Annotated in this window: 19 protein-coding genes; 13 read left to right on the top strand and 6 right to left on the bottom strand. The window is 61.7% G+C overall.

Annotated features, from left to right (window positions below; genetic code table 11):
* Positions 1-6: 6 nt before the first annotated feature.
* The 8 genes from N2600_RS00095 (at position 7) to N2600_RS00060 (ending at position 7,595) form a co-directional block, all read left to right on the top strand.
* Positions 7-1,059: a PhoH family protein gene (locus N2600_RS00095; RefSeq protein WP_017966729.1), complete on the top strand. Its 1,053-nt coding sequence runs from the start codon at positions 7-9 to the stop codon at positions 1,057-1,059.
* The gene (ybeY, locus tag N2600_RS00090) at positions 1,059-1,574 is read left to right on the top strand and encodes an rRNA maturation RNase YbeY (RefSeq protein ID WP_162115410.1); all 516 of its coding nucleotides are present in this window, start codon (positions 1,059-1,061) and stop codon (positions 1,572-1,574) included. The genes N2600_RS00095 and ybeY overlap by 1 nt, the downstream gene beginning before the upstream one ends.
* Positions 1,571-2,716, top strand: coding sequence for a hemolysin family protein (locus N2600_RS00085; RefSeq protein ID WP_162115411.1), 1,146 nt, complete (start codon positions 1,571-1,573; stop codon positions 2,714-2,716). Before ybeY ends, N2600_RS00085 begins: the two co-directional genes overlap by 4 nt.
* Positions 2,717-2,792: 76 nt before the next feature.
* Positions 2,793-4,397, top strand: a complete 1,605-nt coding sequence (gene lnt / locus N2600_RS00080) for an apolipoprotein N-acyltransferase (protein ID WP_260297620.1) — start codon at positions 2,793-2,795, stop codon at positions 4,395-4,397.
* Positions 4,398-4,549: 152 nt separating this feature from the next.
* Positions 4,550-4,966 (top strand): helix-turn-helix domain-containing protein, encoded by a 417-nt coding sequence (locus tag N2600_RS00075; protein WP_260297619.1) that lies wholly within the window; start codon positions 4,550-4,552, stop codon positions 4,964-4,966.
* A gap of 178 nt (positions 4,967-5,144) precedes the next feature.
* Positions 5,145-6,398 (top strand): methionine adenosyltransferase, encoded by a 1,254-nt coding sequence (gene metK, locus N2600_RS00070; protein ID WP_017966724.1) that lies wholly within the window; start codon positions 5,145-5,147, stop codon positions 6,396-6,398.
* Positions 6,395-7,099: a tRNA (guanine(46)-N(7))-methyltransferase TrmB gene (gene trmB, locus N2600_RS00065; protein WP_170257379.1), complete on the top strand. Its 705-nt coding sequence runs from the start codon at positions 6,395-6,397 to the stop codon at positions 7,097-7,099. The genes metK and trmB overlap by 4 nt, the downstream gene beginning before the upstream one ends.
* Positions 7,100-7,328: 229 nt before the next feature.
* On the top strand, positions 7,329-7,595 hold the full coding sequence (locus N2600_RS00060; RefSeq protein ID WP_162115414.1) for a DUF2277 domain-containing protein: 267 nt from the start codon (positions 7,329-7,331) through the stop codon (positions 7,593-7,595).
* A 373-nt stretch (positions 7,596-7,968) separates the two neighbouring features.
* Here the strand turns inward: N2600_RS00060 and N2600_RS00055 are convergent, their stop codons facing one another.
* Positions 7,969-8,226 carry a BQ00720 family protein gene (locus tag N2600_RS00055; protein WP_003556039.1) on the bottom strand — a complete coding sequence of 86 codons (258 nt, stop codon included), beginning with the start codon at positions 8,224-8,226 and terminating at the stop codon, positions 7,969-7,971.
* Positions 8,227-8,273: 47 nt separating this feature from the next.
* Positions 8,274-8,699 (bottom strand): Hsp20 family protein, encoded by a 426-nt coding sequence (locus N2600_RS00050; RefSeq protein ID WP_017966720.1) that lies wholly within the window; start codon positions 8,697-8,699, stop codon positions 8,274-8,276.
* A gap of 277 nt (positions 8,700-8,976) precedes the next feature.
* Here N2600_RS00050 and N2600_RS00045 point away from each other — a divergent pair, with 277 nt between their 5' ends.
* Complete coding sequence (locus tag N2600_RS00045) at positions 8,977-9,921, top strand: nucleoside hydrolase (RefSeq protein WP_162115415.1); 945 nt, start codon at positions 8,977-8,979, stop codon at positions 9,919-9,921.
* 42 nt (positions 9,922-9,963) lie between these two features.
* Here N2600_RS00045 and grpE read toward each other — a convergent pair whose 3' ends face one another.
* Positions 9,964-10,596, bottom strand: coding sequence for a nucleotide exchange factor GrpE (gene grpE, locus N2600_RS00040; protein WP_017966718.1), 633 nt, complete (start codon positions 10,594-10,596; stop codon positions 9,964-9,966).
* Between the two features lie 111 nt (positions 10,597-10,707).
* Positions 10,708-11,796 (bottom strand): heat-inducible transcriptional repressor HrcA, encoded by a 1,089-nt coding sequence (hrcA, locus tag N2600_RS00035; RefSeq protein WP_017966717.1) that lies wholly within the window; start codon positions 11,794-11,796, stop codon positions 10,708-10,710.
* 128 nt (positions 11,797-11,924) lie between these two features.
* Between hrcA and rph the strand changes: the two genes are divergently transcribed.
* The 4 genes from rph to hemW are packed head-to-tail and all read left to right on the top strand — an operon-like array spanning position 11,925 to position 14,923.
* Positions 11,925-12,644: a ribonuclease PH gene (rph, locus tag N2600_RS00030; protein WP_007633796.1), complete on the top strand. Its 720-nt coding sequence runs from the start codon at positions 11,925-11,927 to the stop codon at positions 12,642-12,644.
* The gene (locus tag N2600_RS00025; protein WP_260297617.1) at positions 12,641-13,066 is read left to right on the top strand and encodes a VOC family protein; all 426 of its coding nucleotides are present in this window, start codon (positions 12,641-12,643) and stop codon (positions 13,064-13,066) included. The genes rph and N2600_RS00025 overlap by 4 nt, the downstream gene beginning before the upstream one ends.
* Positions 13,067-13,711: an RdgB/HAM1 family non-canonical purine NTP pyrophosphatase gene (gene rdgB / locus N2600_RS00020; RefSeq protein ID WP_260297615.1), complete on the top strand. Its 645-nt coding sequence runs from the start codon at positions 13,067-13,069 to the stop codon at positions 13,709-13,711.
* Between the two features lie 9 nt (positions 13,712-13,720).
* The gene (gene hemW / locus N2600_RS00015; protein ID WP_170257375.1) at positions 13,721-14,923 is read left to right on the top strand and encodes a radical SAM family heme chaperone HemW; all 1,203 of its coding nucleotides are present in this window, start codon (positions 13,721-13,723) and stop codon (positions 14,921-14,923) included.
* Between the two features lie 67 nt (positions 14,924-14,990).
* Here hemW and N2600_RS00010 read toward each other — a convergent pair whose 3' ends face one another.
* Together N2600_RS00010 and dnaA are read right to left on the bottom strand one after the other, a co-directional pair.
* The gene (locus N2600_RS00010; protein WP_222332447.1) at positions 14,991-16,073 is read right to left on the bottom strand and encodes a saccharopine dehydrogenase family protein; all 1,083 of its coding nucleotides are present in this window, start codon (positions 16,071-16,073) and stop codon (positions 14,991-14,993) included.
* 136 nt (positions 16,074-16,209) lie between these two features.
* Positions 16,210-17,760 carry a chromosomal replication initiator protein DnaA gene (gene dnaA / locus N2600_RS00005; RefSeq protein WP_222387245.1) on the bottom strand — a complete coding sequence of 517 codons (1,551 nt, stop codon included), beginning with the start codon at positions 17,758-17,760 and terminating at the stop codon, positions 16,210-16,212.

Here is a 17,760-nt window from a genome sequence, read left to right as displayed (position 1 = left end):
GACCGCTTGAACGGACAAGAATTGGTTTCTTCTTCACCGCGCCACCCCCGCACGCCGAGCGACACCAATCACTTCGTCCTGACGTTCGAGAACAACCGGTTCGCCAGCGAGTTGTTCGGGCAATTCGACCAGAACCTCAAGCTGCTCGAGCAACGGCTCAATATCGATGCGCGGGCACGCGGCAATTCCGTCGTCATCACAGGCGATGTCGTGACCACCAATCAGGCGCGGCGCACGCTCGACTATCTCTATGAAAAACTTCAGAAAGGCGGCAGCGTGGAACGATCCGACGTCGAGGGAGCAATCCGCATGGCGGTCGCCGCCGACGACCAGCTCAGCCTTCCGACAATGGAACGCAAGGCCAAACTGACGATGGCGCAGGTTTCGACACGCAAGAAGACGATCATCGCCCGCACGCCGACGCAGGACGCCTATATCAGGGCGCTGGAGCGCGCCGAGCTCGTCTTCGGCGTTGGCCCGGCCGGCACCGGCAAGACCTATCTTGCCGTCGCGCATGCCGCCCAGTTGCTGGAGCGCGGCGCGGTCGAAAAGATCATCCTGTCGCGCCCGGCGGTCGAGGCCGGCGAGCGCCTCGGCTTCCTGCCCGGTGACATGAAGGAAAAGGTCGATCCCTATCTTCGCCCGCTCTATGACGCACTCTACGACATGATCCCCGCCGACAAGGTCGACCGGGCGATCACTGCCGGCGTCATCGAAATCGCGCCGCTCGCCTTCATGCGCGGCCGCACGCTCGCCAACGCCGCCATCATCCTCGACGAAGCGCAAAACACGACATCGATGCAGATGAAGATGTTCCTGACGCGTCTCGGCGAGAATGCGCGCATGATCGTTACCGGCGACCCGAGCCAGATCGACCTGCCACGCGGCGTCAAATCCGGCCTCGTCGAGGCCTTGCAGCTTCTGAACGGCGTCGAGGGCATCTCGATCGTGCGCTTCAAGGATACCGACGTCGTCCGCCATCCGCTGGTCGGGCGCATCGTCAGGGCCTATGATTCCACCTATGCCGTTGAAACCGAAGACGTCAGCCGGCAGGACTGATGGCCGAACTCGACATCCAGATCAGCGTCGAGGACATCGGCTGGCCCGGCGAGGAAACGCTGCAGTCGTTTTGCGAACGGGTGCTCGACGCCGCGGCAATCTATCTCCGCGACAGCGAGAAGCAGCCCTTCCCGACGATGCCGCCCGAGGTCTCGCTTGTCTTTACCGACGATGCCTCGATCCAGGACATCAACGCCGAATGGCGCGGCAAGGACAAGGCGACCAACGTGCTCTCCTTTCCCGCCTTTCCGGTTCGGCCCGGCAAGATGCCCGGTCCGATGCTCGGCGACATCATCATCGCCCGGGAGACGGTGGAGCGGGAAGCGACCGAGCTCGAAAAGAGCTTCGACGACCACCTGACCCATCTTCTGGTGCACGGTTTCTTGCATCTTCTCGGCTACGATCATATGAATAGTACCGAAGCCGAAATTATGGAGGGGCTGGAGACTCGCATTTTGGCGCAGCTCGGCCTATCTGATCCTTACGAGGGTCAAGACCTTAAAATGGAACCATGAGCGACTTTACGACGAAGCCGGCGGCAGACGCCAAGGACTCCGAGCCATCCTCCTCTTCGGACGAGGCAGGCAGTAGTAGTCGGCCATCCGGCCGATCCCAATCCTTCTGGTCGCGCGCCGCGCGCATCCTTCGCCCGCAGCAGGGCTCGCGACTGCGCGAGGATCTCGCCGACGCGCTGATGACCGATGCGGCCGGCGACGACGCCTTTTCGCCCGACGAACGGGCGATGCTCAACAACATCCTGCGCTTTCGCGAAGTGCGCGTCGCCGACGTGATGGTGCCGCGCGCCGATATCGAGGCGGTCGACCAGAACATCACCATCGGCGAGTTGATGATCCTCTTCGAGGAATCCGGCCGCTCGCGCATGCCTGTCTATGCCGATACGCTCGACGATCCGCGCGGCATGGTGCATATCCGCGATCTGCTCTCCTACATCGCCAAGCAGGCGCGCAACAAACGCCGCGGCCCGACGAAACCGGCCGCTGTCTTGCCGGCGATCGAGGTTGCGCCCGAAAACATCCAGAAGACCACGCGTTCGGCCAAGCAGAATTTCGATCTCGCCCGCGTCGACCTGCAAAAGACGCTGGCCGAGGCCGGCATCATCCGCAAGATCCTGTTCGTGCCGCCGTCGATGCTGGCGTCCGACCTGTTACGCCGGATGCAGGTGAACCGCACGCAGATGGCGCTCGTCATCGACGAATATGGCGGCACCGACGGGCTTGCCTCGCATGAAGACATCGTCGAGATGGTGGTCGGCGACATCGACGACGAACATGACGATGACGAAGTGATGTTCAAGCGCGTCGCCGAAGACGTCTTCATCGCCGACGCCCGCGTCGAACTGGAAGAGATCGCCGCAGCGATCGGGCCGGATTTCGACATCAGCGAGCAGGTCGACGAGGTCGATACGCTGGGCGGCCTGATCTTCTCGGCGCTCGGCCGCATTCCGGTGCGCGGCGAAGTCGTCCAGGCACTGCCGGGCTTCGAATTCCACATCCTCGACGCCGATCCGCGCCGCATCAAACGGCTGCGCATTACCCGCAAGCGCCACGCGGTTCGCCGCCGCGCCAAGACGGATGGCGACATCGCTCCCGGCTCCGAGGCCGGCGAAGACCGGCCGGCGGAATCGACCGCCAACTAACAGGACCTAACGGGACAAAGAGCCGCTTTTTTGAAAGACTGCGGATGGGTTGATTCGCGGTTTGATGGGAGTGCGCATGGAGCGGCTTGCGGACAGGGCTATCCTCGTCTGGGGTTTCAAACGGTCGCTGCTGGCCATCGCCGCCGGGGCATTCGCGGTTCTGGCGCTGCCGCCCTTCGGCTTTTTTGCGGCAATGTTCGTTTCCTTCACGCTGCTCGTCTGGCTGATCGACGGGGCGGCGGCTTCGCCTGAGAGCGGCCTGATCGGCAGGCTGTGGCCGGCGTTCACCACCGGCTGGCTGTTCGGCTTCGGCTATTTCGTCGCCGGCCTCTGGTGGCTCGGCCATGCGCTGCTGGTCGATCAGGAAGAATTCGCGTGGGCGCTGCCGTTGGCAATCCTCGGCCTGCCGGCCTGTCTTGCGATCTTCTACGGGCTGGCGGCCGCCCTTGCCCGCATCGTCTGGTCTGATGGCATGGGGCGGATCGCCGCGCTTGCGGCTGGCTTCGGGCTGATGGAGTGGCTTCGAAGCGTGATCCTCACCGGCTTTCCCTGGAACGCCATCGGCTACGGCATGATGCCGGTTCCGCTGATGATGCAGTCGGCGCATGTGATCGGGGCGACGGGGGTGACTGCCCTTGCCGTCTTCGTCTTTTCTGCGCCTGCCCTTGCCGGGACGCGGCAAGGCGCGCGGCCGGGAATCGCGCTCGCCGTCCTGCTCTTTGCCGCCCATCTCGGTTATGGCGCTTATGCTCTCTATCTCGCGCCCCGGCCGGACACATTGCCGGAGGACAAGCGGCCGGTGGTGCGGTTGGTGCAGCCGGCGATCGACCAGGCGGCGAAGATGGACAACGACGCCGACCGCGCCGCGATCTTCGAGACGCATCTGAAGCTTTCGGCTGAAGCACCGAAAAATGGCGGACGCAAACCCGATATCATCGTCTGGCCGGAAACCTCGATCCCCTTCATCCTGACCGACAACCAGGATGCGCTGACGCGGATCGCCGATACGCTCGATGACAACCAAGTGCTGATCGCCGGCGCCGTCCGCGCCGAGGAGATGGGACCGGGCATTCCGACGCGCTATTATAATTCCATCTACGTGATCGACGGCCGCGGCCAGATCATCGGCGCCTCCGACAAGGTGCATCTGGTGCCTTTCGGCGAATACCTGCCCTTCGAGGACGTGCTCACCGAATTCGGCATCCAGAACGTCGTCGAAATACCGGGAGGATTTTCGGCCGCGGCAAGCCGGCACCTGCTGACGCTGCCCGGCGGCCTCAATCTCTATCCGCTGATCTGCTACGAGATCATTTTCCCCGACGAAATGACCGGCGACATCAAAGACGCCAACGCGATCCTCAATATCACCAATGACGCCTGGTTCGGCGCGACGCCCGGCCCCTACCAGCATTTCCAGCAGGCGCGAGTACGGGCTGTTGAAACCGGCATGCCGCTGATTCGTGATGCCAATAGCGGCATTTCAGCGCTGGTGAACGCCCATGGGGAAATTATTGCAGGCCTCGATCTTGGGGAAACCGGCTTCATCGATGCAACGCTCGATAGCATCAGCGCGGGACTCGGAACCACATACCCCCAGCAAACATACTTCTGGTTGACCGAGGCGTTGCTGATTCTGATTGCGCTAATTTCTCGCAGAGGTTTTATTTCCGGGTTGAATTGACCAAAAACCCCTAAAATTGCATAGTGATGACAATCGGCGTTCTTAACGTATGTTCGAAGGTGGGTTCCTCACCTCTTGCAACGTGGCGTTTTGGGATGGATCTGGGGCATGCCGGTTAGAAACAGGTTGAAATTCTTAGCTAGGGCACGACCATGATTGAAAACAAAAAGAAGCCGAATCCGATCGACATCCATGTTGGCAGCCGTATTCGCCTCCGTCGTACGATGCTGGGCATGAGCCAGGAAAAGCTTGGCGAAAGCCTTGGCATCACCTTCCAGCAGATCCAGAAATACGAAAAGGGCACCAACCGCGTCGGCGCAAGCCGTCTGCAGAACATCTCGAACATCCTCAATGTTCCGGTGTCGTTTTTCTTCGAGGACGCGCCCGGCGAACATTCGCCCGGCGGCGGCGGCATGGAAGCCTCCAGCTCGAATTACGTCGTCGATTTCCTCTCCTCCTCGGAAGGACTGCAGCTCAACCGCGCCTTCGTCAAGATTTCCGATCCCAAGGTTCGCCGCAAGGTCGTGGAGCTGGTGAAAGCCTTGGCGGCTGAAGCCGACGCCGACTGAACCAAGACCGGTGCATAATTCGAAAGGCGGTCGAAAGGCCGCCTTTTTTGCGTTTTTGGGGCAAAATTTGTCATCTTGCCACAGATATAAAGATATATTTATGTCCTTCTGCGCTTGTCATCGGCCCTCGAACTGAGTACCTACTAGCTGGCTTTTATTCTTTGAGGGGAATCCCGAAATGCGCGCGAATTATCTCTTTACCAGCGAATCTGTTGCCGAAGGTCATCCGGACAAAGTCTGTGACCGCATCTCCGACGAGATCGTCGATCTGGTCTACCGCGAAGCGGCCAAGACCGGCGTCAATCCATGGGGCGTGCGCATTGCCTGCGAGACGCTGGCGACGACCAACCGCGTCGTCATCGCCGGCGAAGTTCGCCTGCCGCCGAGCCTGATGAAGAAGGACAAGGACGGCAAGGACGTCATCAACCCGTCGAAGTTCAAGGCCGCCGCCCGCCGCGCCATCAAGGATATCGGCTACGAGCAGGACGGCTTCCACTGGAAGAAGGCAAAGATCGACGTGCTCTTGCACTCGCAGTCGGCCGATATCGCGCAGGGCGTCGACAGCGCCGCCGACCAGCAGGGCGACGAAGGTGCCGGCGACCAGGGCATCATGTTCGGTTATGCCTGCCGCGAAACGCCGGACCTGATGCCGGCGCCGATCTATTATTCCCACAAGATCCTGCAGCTGCTCGCAGTTGCCCGCAAGAAGGGCGACGGAGAAGTTGCCAAGCTCGGCCCCGACGCCAAGAGCCAGGTGACCGTGCGTTACGTCGACGGCAAGCCGTCGGAAGCAACCTCGATCGTGCTTTCGACCCAGCATCTCGACGAGAGCTGGGATTCGAACAAGGTCCGCGCCGTCGTTGAGCCCTATATCCGCGAAGCGCTCGGCGAGCTGAAGATCGCCGACGATTGCAACTGGTACATCAACCCGACCGGCAAGTTCGTCATCGGCGGACCGGACGGCGATGCGGGCCTCACCGGCCGCAAGATCATCGTCGACACCTACGGCGGTGCCGCTCCGCATGGCGGCGGTGCATTCTCCGGCAAGGACACGACGAAGGTCGACCGATCGGCTGCCTATGCCGCCCGCTATCTTGCCAAGAACGTCGTTGCCGCCGGTCTTGCCGACCGCTGCACGATCCAACTCTCTTACGCGATCGGTGTTGCTCAGCCGCTGTCGATCTATGTCGACCTGCACGGTACCGGCAATGGCATCAGCGAGGATCAGGTCGAAGCCGCAATCCGCCAGAACATGGACCTGTCGCCGTCGGGCATCCGCCGCCATCTCGACCTCAACAAGCCGATCTATGCCAAGACCTCGGCTTACGGCCATTTCGGCCGCAAGGCCGGACGCGACGGCTCGTTCTCCTGGGAGCGCACGGACCTCGTGAAGGCGCTCAAGGAAGCCGTCAAGACCAAGGCTGCTGCATGACGGATATGGAGCGCCGGGGCCGGGCGACCGAAGCTTTCTTCGGTCGCCGTAAGGGAAAGGCCCTGCGTGAACAGCAAGCGGAGACGCTGAACAGTCTGCTTCCGGCGTTCCTTATCGATCTGACGGCGGCTCCCCCGGAGCCGCTGACATCATCCCTCTTCCCGATCCCGGTCGAGAGATTGCGGCTGGAAATCGGTTTCGGCGGCGGCGAGCACCTGATCCACCGCGCGCTGGAGATGCCTTCGACCGGCTTCATCGGCGTCGAACCCTTCGTCAATTCCATGCAGAAGCTGTTGTCGCGCATCGGCGAGACCAGCGCCTCCAATATCCGCGTCTATAATGACGACGCGACGCAACTGCTCGACTGGCTGCCGGACGGCTCACTCGATCAGATCGACCTGCTCTATCCGGACCCCTGGCCGAAGCGGAAACACTGGAAGCGGCGTTTCGTCTCGAAAACCAATCTCGGCCGCTTTCATCGCGTGCTGAAGCCTGGTGGCCTGTTCTGCTTCGCCTCCGACATCGACACCTATGTGAACTGGACGCTGATCAAATGCCGCGACCATGGCGGTTTCGAATGGATGGCCGACAATGCAGCCGATTGGCTGACCCCCTATGAGGGCTGGCCGAGCACACGCTACGAGGCCAAGGCGCGGCGCGAGGGCCGGTCTTCGGCCTATCTGACATTCAGGAAGATCTGAGGCTGCCCGCAAGTCGGCGAACGCGCCGTGATGTTCCTCGCGTGAGCAATCGCCTGGGACGCCGGTCTGATGCCGACAGCGACAAAAAAACCGAACTGGAGGAGCTGCGCCCTGCCTTGCGACGCGGAGAGACCCGCCGTTGGACCGGTTGCCATTAGCGCTCACGCGACTATTTTCTGTGCTGGTCACCCTCCTCTCAAATGGAAGAGAAAATGACCGGGAGCAAGTCATGTGCCGAAATATAAAACCCCTGTTCAATTTCGATCCGCCGGCGACTGACGAGGAGATCCACGATGCGGCGCTCCAGTTTGTACGGAAGGTGAGCGGAACGACCAAACCGTCGAAGCGCAATGAGGTCGCATTCGAGCGCGCGGTCAGTTCGATCGCGGCATGCGCCCGCGAGCTGCTCGATTCGATGGAAACGTCCCAACCTCCTCGTGATCGCGAGGAGGTAGCGGCAAAGGCGCGCGCGAGAACGGCGGTCCGGTTCGGGTGAGAGAGCCTGGCACGGATAGGAGATCTCAATCACGCCTCAACTGGTCTACTGACGGGTCTCGGCCCGGAGCGGACAACCCTTGGGCTTGTCAGGATTCAAATCAGGAAAATCTGCTCAAGCGGCACAAGAATGCCAAGCGTAGCTTGCCCATAATTTCTTGGCCAGAGTGCTTAGTTCCCGATGAGAGGTCGGCATCTTCAATGAGTTCGATTCATTCAGTTGCTACCGGATCCTGGAATTTTCAACGTCATCGCAGGTACGGCGCCGGAAGACGGCTACGCGCATATGTCGCGACATCCGTCCCGATCGCAGCGAAATCGAATAGAGCGACCGTGCGCCGCAAGCAGTGAAACGGAGCTGACGGTTTTGACGGTCAGTGCAGGCTGACCGTCTTCAATTCGTCCTCGGCAGCCTTGAAAAAAGTGCTGGAGCGGTTGTCCGTCAGCAGGATCGGCGTGCCGTCGGCGCCGAAGAGCGCCCAGAGATCGACGGTCGGATCGATATCCGGCGCCTCGGGAAAGCACTTGGCGACCTCATCGGTCCGCATTTTTCTGATATAGGCGACCTCGCCGTTGCCGATGTGGGCAAGCTCGGATTTGGTCAAGTGAGACGTGGCTTCTTTCATCAACATTCCTGTTCCTCCGGGAGAAGGGACCAACGGTTCGACAAACCATTGTGCTACTGTGAGACCGAAATGTTAATTTTCTTGACCATGCGCGCAGGTTCCGGGCGAATTAGATCGACGGAGAGCAGCCCGTTCTTCAGGGCCGCACCCAGCACCTGCATGCCGTCGGCAAGAACGAAGGTGCGCTGGAACTGGCGAGCGGCGATGCCGCGATAGAGATAGTCCCGCTCGCCCTGTTCCACCTGGCGGCCGCGGATGAGAAGCTGGTTCTCCTCAATGGAGACATCGAGTTCCTCCTCGCTGAAGCCAGCCACGGCAAGGGTGATACGCAGACGCTCCGGCGCGCCGCTGTCGGCGCCGATGCGTTCGATATTGTAAGGCGGATATCCGTCGCTCGTCTTGGAAATGCGCTCCAGCGTCTTTTCCATGGCATCGAAGCCCAGAAGCAGCGGGCTGGCGAAAGGGGTAATGCGGCTCATCTCTTTTCAAGTCCTTGGCGCAAGCGACCATCCCGGACCTTCAGTGCAGCATCCGGATGCCGCTAATATGGGGACAAGAGCCTGGCGCTGCAAGGCATGGGGCACGACGTGTCGGCGCCACCTGCTCAATTTTAAGCTGACGTCAGGCTCTTTCCTTGACAAAGCAGCTGCTGCCTCGCATCAAAACATGTCCGCGCGGATTGTGCTGATTTGTGACGGGACGTGAAGAAATCGGTGCATGCCCGGTAACACGCAGTGCGAGGATGGAACGATCGGAATGGCAAGCGCAAGAAAGATCATCATCGACACGGATCCTGGCCAGGACGACGCGGCCGCCATCATGCTGGCCTTCGGCAGTCCCGACGAGCTGGAAGTGCTGGGGATCACGACGGTCGCCGGCAACGTGCCGCTTCCGCTCACCAGCCGCAATGCGCGCATCGTCTGCGAACTCTGCGGCCGGACGGAGACCAAGGTTTTCGCCGGCGCCGACGCGCCGATCGCCCGCAAGTTGGTGACGGCCGAACATGTGCACGGCAAGACCGGCCTCGACGGTCCGGAACTCAGCGAGCCGACGATGGCGCTGCAGCCTAGCCATGCCGTCGACTTCATCATCGAGACGTTGCGCCGCGAGCCGGAAGGCACGGTGACGCTGTGCACGCTCGGGCCGCTCACCAATATCGGCATGGCCTTTCAGAAGGCACCCGACATCGTCCCCCGCATCCGCGAACTGGTGATGATGGGCGGGGGCTTCTTCGAGGGCGGCAACATCACGCCGGCGGCCGAATTCAACATCTATGTCGATCCGGAGGCGGCCGATATCGTCTTCCGCTCAGGCGTTCCGATCGTGATGATGCCGCTTGATGTGACGCATCAATTGCTGACCCGCAAGGACCGGGTGAAACGCATGGCCGAGATCGGCACGGCGCCGGCAAAGGCCATGGTCGAGATGCTGGAATTCTTCGAACGCTTCGACATCGAGAAATACGGTTCCGACGGCGGGCCGCTGCACGACCCGACCGTTGTCGCCTACCTGCTGGAGCCGGAACTTTTCCAGGGCCGCGACTGCAATGTCGAGATCGAGGTCCAGTCCGAACTCACCGTCGGCATGACGGTCGTCGACTGGTGGCATGTGACCGAGCGCAAGCGCAACGCCAAGGTCATGCGCCATGTCGATGCGGATGGCTTTTTCGATCTGCTGATCGAACGCTTCGCCCGCATCTAACGCTTCGGCTTTTCCTTCTGCACGAGGCAGAAGGAAGGGATATCAGGCGTCTTTCTCGTCGAAGACGGAGTTGGTTTCGGCTTCGGTCGGCTTCGGGCCGCCCTTGGCGACGCCGACCATGGCCGGGCGCAGCACGCGCTCGCCGATGGAGAAGCCTGCCTGCACGACCTGCACGACCGTATTGTTCGGCACGTCGGGGTTCGGCACCTCGAACATTGCCTGATGGAAATTCGGATCGAACTTCTGGCCAACCGGCTCAAGCTTGCGAACGCCGTGGCGCTCGAGAGCCGACAGCATGGCGCGCTCGGTCATCTCGACACCCTCGATCAGCGTGCTCAGGCCGGCATCGGCGGCAGCCTTGGTCTCCGGAGGGATGGCATCGAGCGCGCGGCGCAGATTGTCCGAGACGGCGAGCATGTCACGAGCAAAGCCGGCGACGGAATAGGACTTGGCATCCTTTACCTCGCGCTCGGTGCGCCGGCGCAGATTGTCCATCTCGGCAGCAAGGCGCAAATAGCGGTCGCGCAGCTCGCCGTTTTCGGCTTTCAGAAGCTCGATTGGGTCCGGCTGGGCGGGCTCTTGCTGCGCAGTTTCGTTCTCGACGTAGGCGGCAGCGTCGGCTGCGGCATCGGCCGCAGTTGCGTCAGGTCCGTTTTTCGTCGTGTCATCGGTCATGACGGTCTCCGGTTGGTGTCTTCAGATGCGCCCGATATCGAGGTTTGACCGAAAAAAATCAAGTCTGCGTGACAAAGAAGCGAAAATTCCGCGTGCTTGGCGGTTGCTGCGTCAAAGCTGATTGCGCGAAAGGCGGGAAACGAGCTGGGCTGTATAGTCCACCATCGGCACGATGCGGGAATAATTGAGCCGCGTCGGGCCGATGACGCCGACGGCACCAACGATGCGATCGTCGTCGTCACGATAGGGCGCGACGATGAGCGATGAGCCGGACAGCGAGAAGAGCTTGTTTTCCGAACCGATGAAAATGCGCACACCCGGGCCGCTTTCGGCGAGATTGAGGATCTCGATCAGGCTGTCCTTCTTCTCGAGATCATCAAACAGCAGCCGCAGCCGGTCGAGATCGTCGGCGCCGGCGAGGCCTTCGAGCAGGTTGGCGCGGCCGCGGATGATCAGCTGCGTCGGCTTCCCCTCATCCGGGCTCCCAGCCCAGACAGCAATGCCGCGCTCGACCAGATCGCGCGACAGGGCATCGAGCTCGTGACGGACGTCGTCCTTCAGGCGGCTCAATTGTTTGCGGAGCTCCGGCAGGGTCTGGCCGGACATATGGGCATTGAGAAAATTCGCCGCCTCCGTCAGCTGCGAGGACGTGACGCCCGCCGGCAGCTCGATAATGCGGTTTTCCACCTGATCATGATCGCCGACGAGCACGGCCAGCGCCTTTGTCGGTTCGAGCCGGATGAACTCGACATGTTTCAGCACCGGATCGCTTTTCGAGGTGATGACGAGGCCCGCGCCGCGCGAAATGCCCGACAACATGCGGCTTGCCTCGTTCATCATCGATTCAACGGGATTGCCGCCGCTTTCGGCCCGCAGCTGACGGTCGATGTTGGCGCGCTCCTCGGCGGAGAGGTCGCCGACCTGCATGAAGGCATCGACGAAGAAGCGCAGGCCGATCTGGGTCGGCAGCCGGCCGGCGCTGACATGCGGCGAATAGATCAGGCCGAGCTCTTCGAGATCGCTCATGACGTTGCGCACCGAGGCCGGCGACAGCGACATCGGCAGGATACGGGACAGGTTGCGCGAACCGAGCGGCTCGCCGCTTTCCAGGTAACCTTCGACGATGCGACGAAAAATTTCCCGGGAGCGCTCGTCCAGCGCAGCTACGGCATCCGAAACCGACGTCGACCTGATGCCCATGAAGCTTTCAAACCCATGCTGATGATACTTCCCGAAAAGTAAGTCAAACTCACACCCGTGGCAAAAGGGAATTTGCAAATGAGCGCCGCCAATCGTAGAAGCGGTCAAATAAACCCCAGGAGATAAGAATGCGGCCTTCAGGCAGAAAAATCGACCAGATGCGCAAGGTCTCGTTCGAGCGCAATTTTTCCAAGCATGCGGAAGGCTCCTGCCTGGTGAAATTCGGCGATACGCATGTACTCTGCACGGCGAGCCTCGAAGAAAAGACGCCGCCATGGCTGCGCAATTCCGGCAAGGGCTGGGTCACGGCCGAATACGGCATGCTGCCGCGGGCGACCGGCGAACGCATGAAGCGCGAAGCCGCCGCCGGCAAGCAGGGCGGTCGCACCCAGGAAATCCAGCGGCTGATCGGCCGGTCGCTGCGCGCCGTCGTCGACCTGCAGGCGCTCGGCGAACGGCAGATCACGCTCGATTGCGATGTCATCCAGGCCGATGGCGGCACACGGACAGCCTCGATCACCGGCGGCTGGATCGCGCTTTACGACTGCCTGAAATGGATGGAAAGCCGCAACATGATCAAGGTCGACCGGGTCCTGAAGGATCATGTCGCCGCCATTTCCTGCGGTATCTTTGCCAGCCAGCCGGTGATCGATCTCGATTACCTGGAAGACTCCTCGGCCGAGACCGATGCGAACTTCGTCATGACGGGCACCGGCGGGATCGTCGAGATCCAGGGCACCGCCGAAGGCACGCCGTTCAGTGAGGGCGAATTCACCTCGCTGATGCAGTTGGCCAGAAACGGCATCGGCGAACTCGTGGCACTGCAGAAGCAAGCCGTCGAAGGATGAACCCCATGCTGGAAGGCATGTTGGAAACGGCGCTCTATGCGCGGGATCTCGATAAGGCCGAGACGTTCTACGAAGACGTTCTCGGGCTTGAAAAGATCGCGCGGGCCGCCAACCGGCATGTCTTCTTCCGCTGTGGGCCCGGCGTTCTCCTGATCTTCAATCCCGAGGAAACGGTGAAGCCGCCGGCGCCCGAAGCACTGCAGGTGCCGCCGCACGGCACGAACGGCCAAGGCCACGCCTGTTTCCAGGTGTCCGGCCGCAATATCGATGCCATGGCTGAACGGCTGTCGGCGGCGAGCGTTGCGATCGAATCCGAGGTGCGCTGGCCGAACGGCGGCCGCTCGATCTATTTCCGCGATCCGGCCGGCAACAGCCTGGAATGCGCGGAGGCTAAAATCTGGGGCATCGAACAGGAAATCTGAATGCGCAAGCTTGAAACGAAGACCATCGTCGTCGCCAGCCACAATGCCGGCAAGATCCGCGAGATCCAGGAATTGATCGGGCCGCTCGGCTTCACCGCCAAATCGGCCGCCGAGCTGAACTTCGTCGAACCGGATGAGACGGGCACGAGCTTCGAGGAGAATGCGACGATCAAGGCGGTCGCATCGGCCAATGCATCAGGCATGCCGGCGCTTTCGGACGATTCCGGGCTGGTGGTCGACGCGCTTCGCGGCGATCCTGGTGTCTACACCGCCAATTGGGCGGAGACATCCAACGGCACGCGCGATTTCGACATGGCGATGGCAAAGGTGGAAAAGGCGCTGCAGGATGCGGGCGCGACAGAGCCGGAACAGCGCAGGGCGCGTTTCATCAGCGTGCTCTGCCTTGCCTGGCCGGATGGGCATACGGAGCTGTTCCGCGGCGAGGTGGAAGGCAGCGTCGTCTGGCCGCCGCGCGGCACCCAGGGCTTCGGTTATGATCCGGTCTTCCAGCCTGCGGGCTACGACATCACCTTCGGGGAAATGAGCGGCGAGGAAAAACACGGCTGGAACGTCGGCAAGCCGCAAGCGCTGTCGCACCGGGCCCGTGCCTTCAAACTCTTTGTCGAAACCTGCCTGGAGGCATAGAGTCGGTCCGTGGGCAATTTCGATACGCCAAGCACCTCGCGCGACGCGGCTCTGCTGCCTGATACCGGCGAGCCGGGCTTCGGCGTCTATGTGCATTGGCCCTTCTGCGCGGCGAAGTGCCCCTATTGCGACTTCAACAGCCATGTGCGCCACCAGCCGGTGGACCAGGAGCGCTTTACATCTGCCTTCCTGAAGGAGATGGCGGCGGTCCGGTCGCTCAGTGGGCCGAAGACGGTGACAAGCATCTTCCTGGGGGGCGGCACGCCGTCGCTGATGAAGCCGGAAACGGTTTCCGCCATTCTCGACGGCATTGCGCGGCACTGGCATGTGCCTGATGGCATCGAGATCACCATGGAGGCCAACCCTTCGAGCGTCGAGGCCGAACGTTTCCGCGGCTACCGGGCGGCGGGTGTCAATCGCGTCTCGCTTGGGGTGCAGGCGCTGAATGACCGGGATCTGAAATTCCTCGGCCGGCTGCATGATGTCGCCGACGCGCTGAAGGCGATAAGGCTGGCGCGCGACATCTTTCCGCGCATGTCCTTCGACCTGATCTATGCCCGGCCCGACCAGACAGTCGAGGAGTGGGAAAAGGAACTGAAGGAGGCGATCTCCTACGCGGTCGACCATCTTTCGCTCTATCAGCTGACCATCGAGGAAGGCACGCCCTTCTACGGCCTGCACAAGGCCGGCAAGCTGGTCGTGCCGGACGGCGAGCAATCGGCATTGCTCTACGAGGCGACGCAGGAGATCACCGCGCGCGAGGGCATGCCGGCCTATGAGGTTTCCAATCATGCCCGGCCGGGAGCTGAAAGCCGACATAACCTGACCTACTGGCGCTACGGCGATTATGCAGGCATCGGCCCGGGCGCTCACGGCCGGCTGACGCGTGGCCCCGAGAAGCTCGCGACCGCCACCGAGCGCAAGCCGGAAGCCTGGCTCGACATGGTCGAGCGTGATGGGCACGGCATTCTCGATGAGGAGCGGCTCGGCTTCGAGGAACAGTCCGACGAGCTGCTGCTGATGGGGCTGCGGCTCAGGGAAGGCGTCGATCTCGCTCGCTGGCAGCAGCTTTCCGGCCGCGACCTCGACCCGAAGCGCGAGGAATTCCTGCTCGAGCACAAATTTATCGAGCGGATCGGCAATTCACGCCTGCGCTGCACACCATCCGGCATGCTGATCCTCGATTCGGTCGTCGCCGATCTCGCCTGCTGACACCGATACGACGGATTGGTTTTCGGTGCGGCGGCATTGATATTGCCGCCGCACCGGAGACTATTTCTTAGCCGTGGCTGGTCGCGCCCGCCTTGAAGAGGCTGCCGGTCGGCGTCTTCAGGAACATCTCCAACGGAATATGCTCCTGGTGCAGGAAGCCGGTCGTCGGCAGCAGGCCGTCGCGGACCATCTCGATGACGGCGACGACGGAGGCTGACGTCGTCCAGGCGATTGCCGTGCGGCGCGCGCCGGCAATCTCGATCGGGTAATAGGCGCGCACGAATTCCTTGCGGCGCAGGCTGCCATTCTCGGTGCCCTCGGCGGCGACATGGACATAGACGACATCGTCTTCAACCGGCGGCTTGGCATTGGTCAGGATCTCGCCGGCGAGCTTGCGCTTGTCGCGCATCAACAGCTCGTGGAAGAAGAAATTCATCAGCTCCATATGGCCGGGATAACGCATGGTCTTGTAATCGAGATTGTCGATCTTGCCGAGCATGGTGTCGCACATGGTGCCAAGGCCGCCGGACGTCGTGAAGGCTTCGAGCTTGACGCCGCCGACATAGACGGTCTCGTGCCATTCCATCGGCGAGACGAGCTTGCGCACGCCGCCCTCGATGACCTCGCAGTCGTTCAGATATTCGTTGACGACGCCTTCGGGCGACCAATTGAAGGCGTAACCGAGCAGTCCGGTCGGATGCTGCGGCAAGGCGCCGACGCGCATGCGGATCGACCGGCAGCGATCGAAGCCGTCGGCCAGGCTTGCGCCGACGATGCCGACGAAACCCGGCGCCAGGCCGCATTGCGGCGCCATCAGGCCGCGTGATGTCTTCGACAGCTCGATGATGAAATTGGTTGTGGGAACGTCTTCGGTCAGATCGAAATAATGGATGCCGGCAAGATGGGCGGCGCGCGCCAGCTCGATGTTCAAATGATAGGGCAGGCAGGAGAGCACGGCCTCGACATTCGAGAGCAATTCGCCGATCACCTGGGGATCGGAGATATCGCCGGTGCGGCACTTGAAAGGGACGTCGCTCAGCGGCAATTGCGCATCGACGCCGATGACCTCGAAGCCGCCTTCATGCAAAAGCGTCGCCGCCAGCCGTCCGACCTTGCCCAGGCCGAGAACGGCGATCTTTTCAAAACTCATTCATTCCTCCCACGCGCCGTTTTGGCGCTTCAGTCTTTGATATGCACGTGATGCGCGGGAGGTATAGAATAAAAAACTTATAAAGGAAAACGGCCGGAATCGCTTCCGGCCGTCGATTTTTTGGAAAACCCGCCGATTATTCGTTGATCAGCCGCTTCAGAAGCTCGACTTCGTGCGAAAGCTTGGTGTCTCCAGAAATCAGCTCTTCGATCTTGCGCACGGCGTGCAGCACGGTCGTATGATCGCGCCCGCCGAAACGGCGGCCGATCTCCGGGAAGGAGCGCGGCGTCAGCGTCTTCGACAGATACATGGCGATCTGGCGCGGCTTGACGATGACGCGGGTGCGACGGTTCGAGACCAGTTCCTGGCGCGAGACATTGTAGTGCCTTGCGACGATGCGCTGGATATCCTCTATGCGTACACGGCGGGGCTCGCCGGAGCCGACCAGATGGGCGAGCAGTTCGTCGACGCGTTCGATCGACAGGTTCGGCTCGAAGGAGCGGCGGAAGACCAGCTGGTTGAAGGCGCCTTCGAGTTCGCGGCCGCTGGCCGTGACGTTGCGGGCGACATGCTGGAGCAGTTCGGCTGGAATTTCGAGCGACGGATCTTCGAGCCGGGCGACAGCAAGGCGACGCTTGAGGATTTCGAGACGCATCTCGTAATCCGGCGCGTCGAATTCGATCGCGACACCGCCCTGCAGGCGCGAGCGGACGCGGGGGTCGAGCGACTCCAGCTCCCAGGGCGCGCGGTCGGCGGCAACGACGACCTGTTTGGCGCTGTCGAGCAGCATGTTCAGGAGATGGCAGAATTCATGCTGGATCATCTTGCCCTGCAGGAACTGCATGTCGTCGATGATCAAGAGATCGATGTTGCGCAGCGAATCCTTCAGCGTCAGCGCATCATTGTCGCGGATCGCGGTGGCGAAGCGCCACATGAAATATTCAGCCGTCAGATAGACGACGCGCAGAGCCCTGGGGTTCTGCACCGCCGCATTGGCGACCGCCTGCAGCAGGTGGGTCTTGCCGAGGCCGACGGCCGAATGGATGAAGAGCGGGTTGAAGCGCACGGCGCCCTGGCCAGCTTCTGCGATCGTCTTCGCAGCCGCAAGCGCGACGCGGTTCGAGCTGCCTTCGACGAAAGTGTCGAAGGTAAAGCGGCTATCGAGCGGCGAACCGAAGAGCGGCGAGCCGAAGCTTGCAGGCCTTGCGGCGGCAACGGCCGAAACCGCCTGCTGGACGGCCTGACCGGCCGGCTGAGCGCTTGCCGGGCGGCGCATTTGCGTCGGGGCGGCGGGTTCCGGCGCGACCGCCTCATCGAGCGCCTTCGTGCCGTGGCGCGTCGCCGTACGCACCAGGACTTCGATTTTCAGAATTTCCGGATCTTCGGCCTGGAACAGACCGGTGATGAGGTCGAGATAACGATTGTTGATCCACGACTTCAGGAAGGTCGTGGGGACCGAAAGGCGAACGACGCTCTTCGATACCGAATGCAGCTTCAGTCTGGCGAACCAACTGGCGTAGACATCCTGACCGACCTGAGCCTTCAAGCGCGCACTGACGCGCTCAAACAATACGTTCTGCTTCGTATCCGCCTTTACTTCCGCCGCTTCCAGGCGAATGGAGCCGAACGCCTGCGGTGCCGCATCCCCATTGTCGGGCCCGCTCGTCGTCATCGTATTCATCTGCAT

Source organism: Rhizobium sp. WSM1274 (genome assembly GCF_025200775.1).
GTDB classification, from domain to species: Bacteria; Pseudomonadota; Alphaproteobacteria; order Rhizobiales; family Rhizobiaceae; genus Rhizobium; species Rhizobium leguminosarum_I.
The sequence above is the reverse complement of the archived record's forward strand: the minus strand, read 5'-3'. Positions and strand labels throughout refer to the sequence as shown.

Bases quoted from the DNA above. Each gene is read 5' to 3' on its own strand.
- ybeY (WP_162115410.1), top strand. From the start codon at position 1,059: ATGGCCGAACTCGACATCCAGATCAGCGTCGAGGACATCGGCTGGCCC.
- N2600_RS00085 (WP_162115411.1), top strand. From the start codon at position 1,571: ATGAGCGACTTTACGACGAAGCCGGCGGCAGACGCCAAGGACTCCGAG.
- lnt (WP_260297620.1), top strand. From the start codon at position 2,793: ATGGAGCGGCTTGCGGACAGGGCTATCCTCGTCTGGGGTTTCAAACGG.
- N2600_RS00075 (WP_260297619.1), top strand. From the start codon at position 4,550: ATGATTGAAAACAAAAAGAAGCCGAATCCGATCGACATCCATGTTGGC.
- metK (WP_017966724.1), top strand. From the start codon at position 5,145: ATGCGCGCGAATTATCTCTTTACCAGCGAATCTGTTGCCGAAGGTCAT.
- trmB (WP_170257379.1), top strand. From the start codon at position 6,395: ATGACGGATATGGAGCGCCGGGGCCGGGCGACCGAAGCTTTCTTCGGT.
- N2600_RS00060 (WP_162115414.1), top strand. From the start codon at position 7,329: ATGTGCCGAAATATAAAACCCCTGTTCAATTTCGATCCGCCGGCGACT.
- N2600_RS00055 (WP_003556039.1), bottom strand. From the start codon at position 8,226: ATGTTGATGAAAGAAGCCACGTCTCACTTGACCAAATCCGAGCTTGCC.
- N2600_RS00050 (WP_017966720.1), bottom strand. From the start codon at position 8,699: ATGAGCCGCATTACCCCTTTCGCCAGCCCGCTGCTTCTGGGCTTCGAT.
- N2600_RS00045 (WP_162115415.1), top strand. From the start codon at position 8,977: ATGGCAAGCGCAAGAAAGATCATCATCGACACGGATCCTGGCCAGGAC.
- grpE (WP_017966718.1), bottom strand. From the start codon at position 10,596: ATGACCGATGACACGACGAAAAACGGACCTGACGCAACTGCGGCCGAT.
- hrcA (WP_017966717.1), bottom strand. From the start codon at position 11,796: ATGGGCATCAGGTCGACGTCGGTTTCGGATGCCGTAGCTGCGCTGGAC.
- rph (WP_007633796.1), top strand. From the start codon at position 11,925: ATGCGGCCTTCAGGCAGAAAAATCGACCAGATGCGCAAGGTCTCGTTC.
- N2600_RS00025 (WP_260297617.1), top strand. From the start codon at position 12,641: ATGAACCCCATGCTGGAAGGCATGTTGGAAACGGCGCTCTATGCGCGG.
- rdgB (WP_260297615.1), top strand. From the start codon at position 13,067: ATGCGCAAGCTTGAAACGAAGACCATCGTCGTCGCCAGCCACAATGCC.
- N2600_RS00010 (WP_222332447.1), bottom strand. From the start codon at position 16,073: ATGAGTTTTGAAAAGATCGCCGTTCTCGGCCTGGGCAAGGTCGGACGG.
- dnaA (WP_222387245.1), bottom strand. From the start codon at position 17,760: ATGCAGATGAATACGATGACGACGAGCGGGCCCGACAATGGGGATGCG.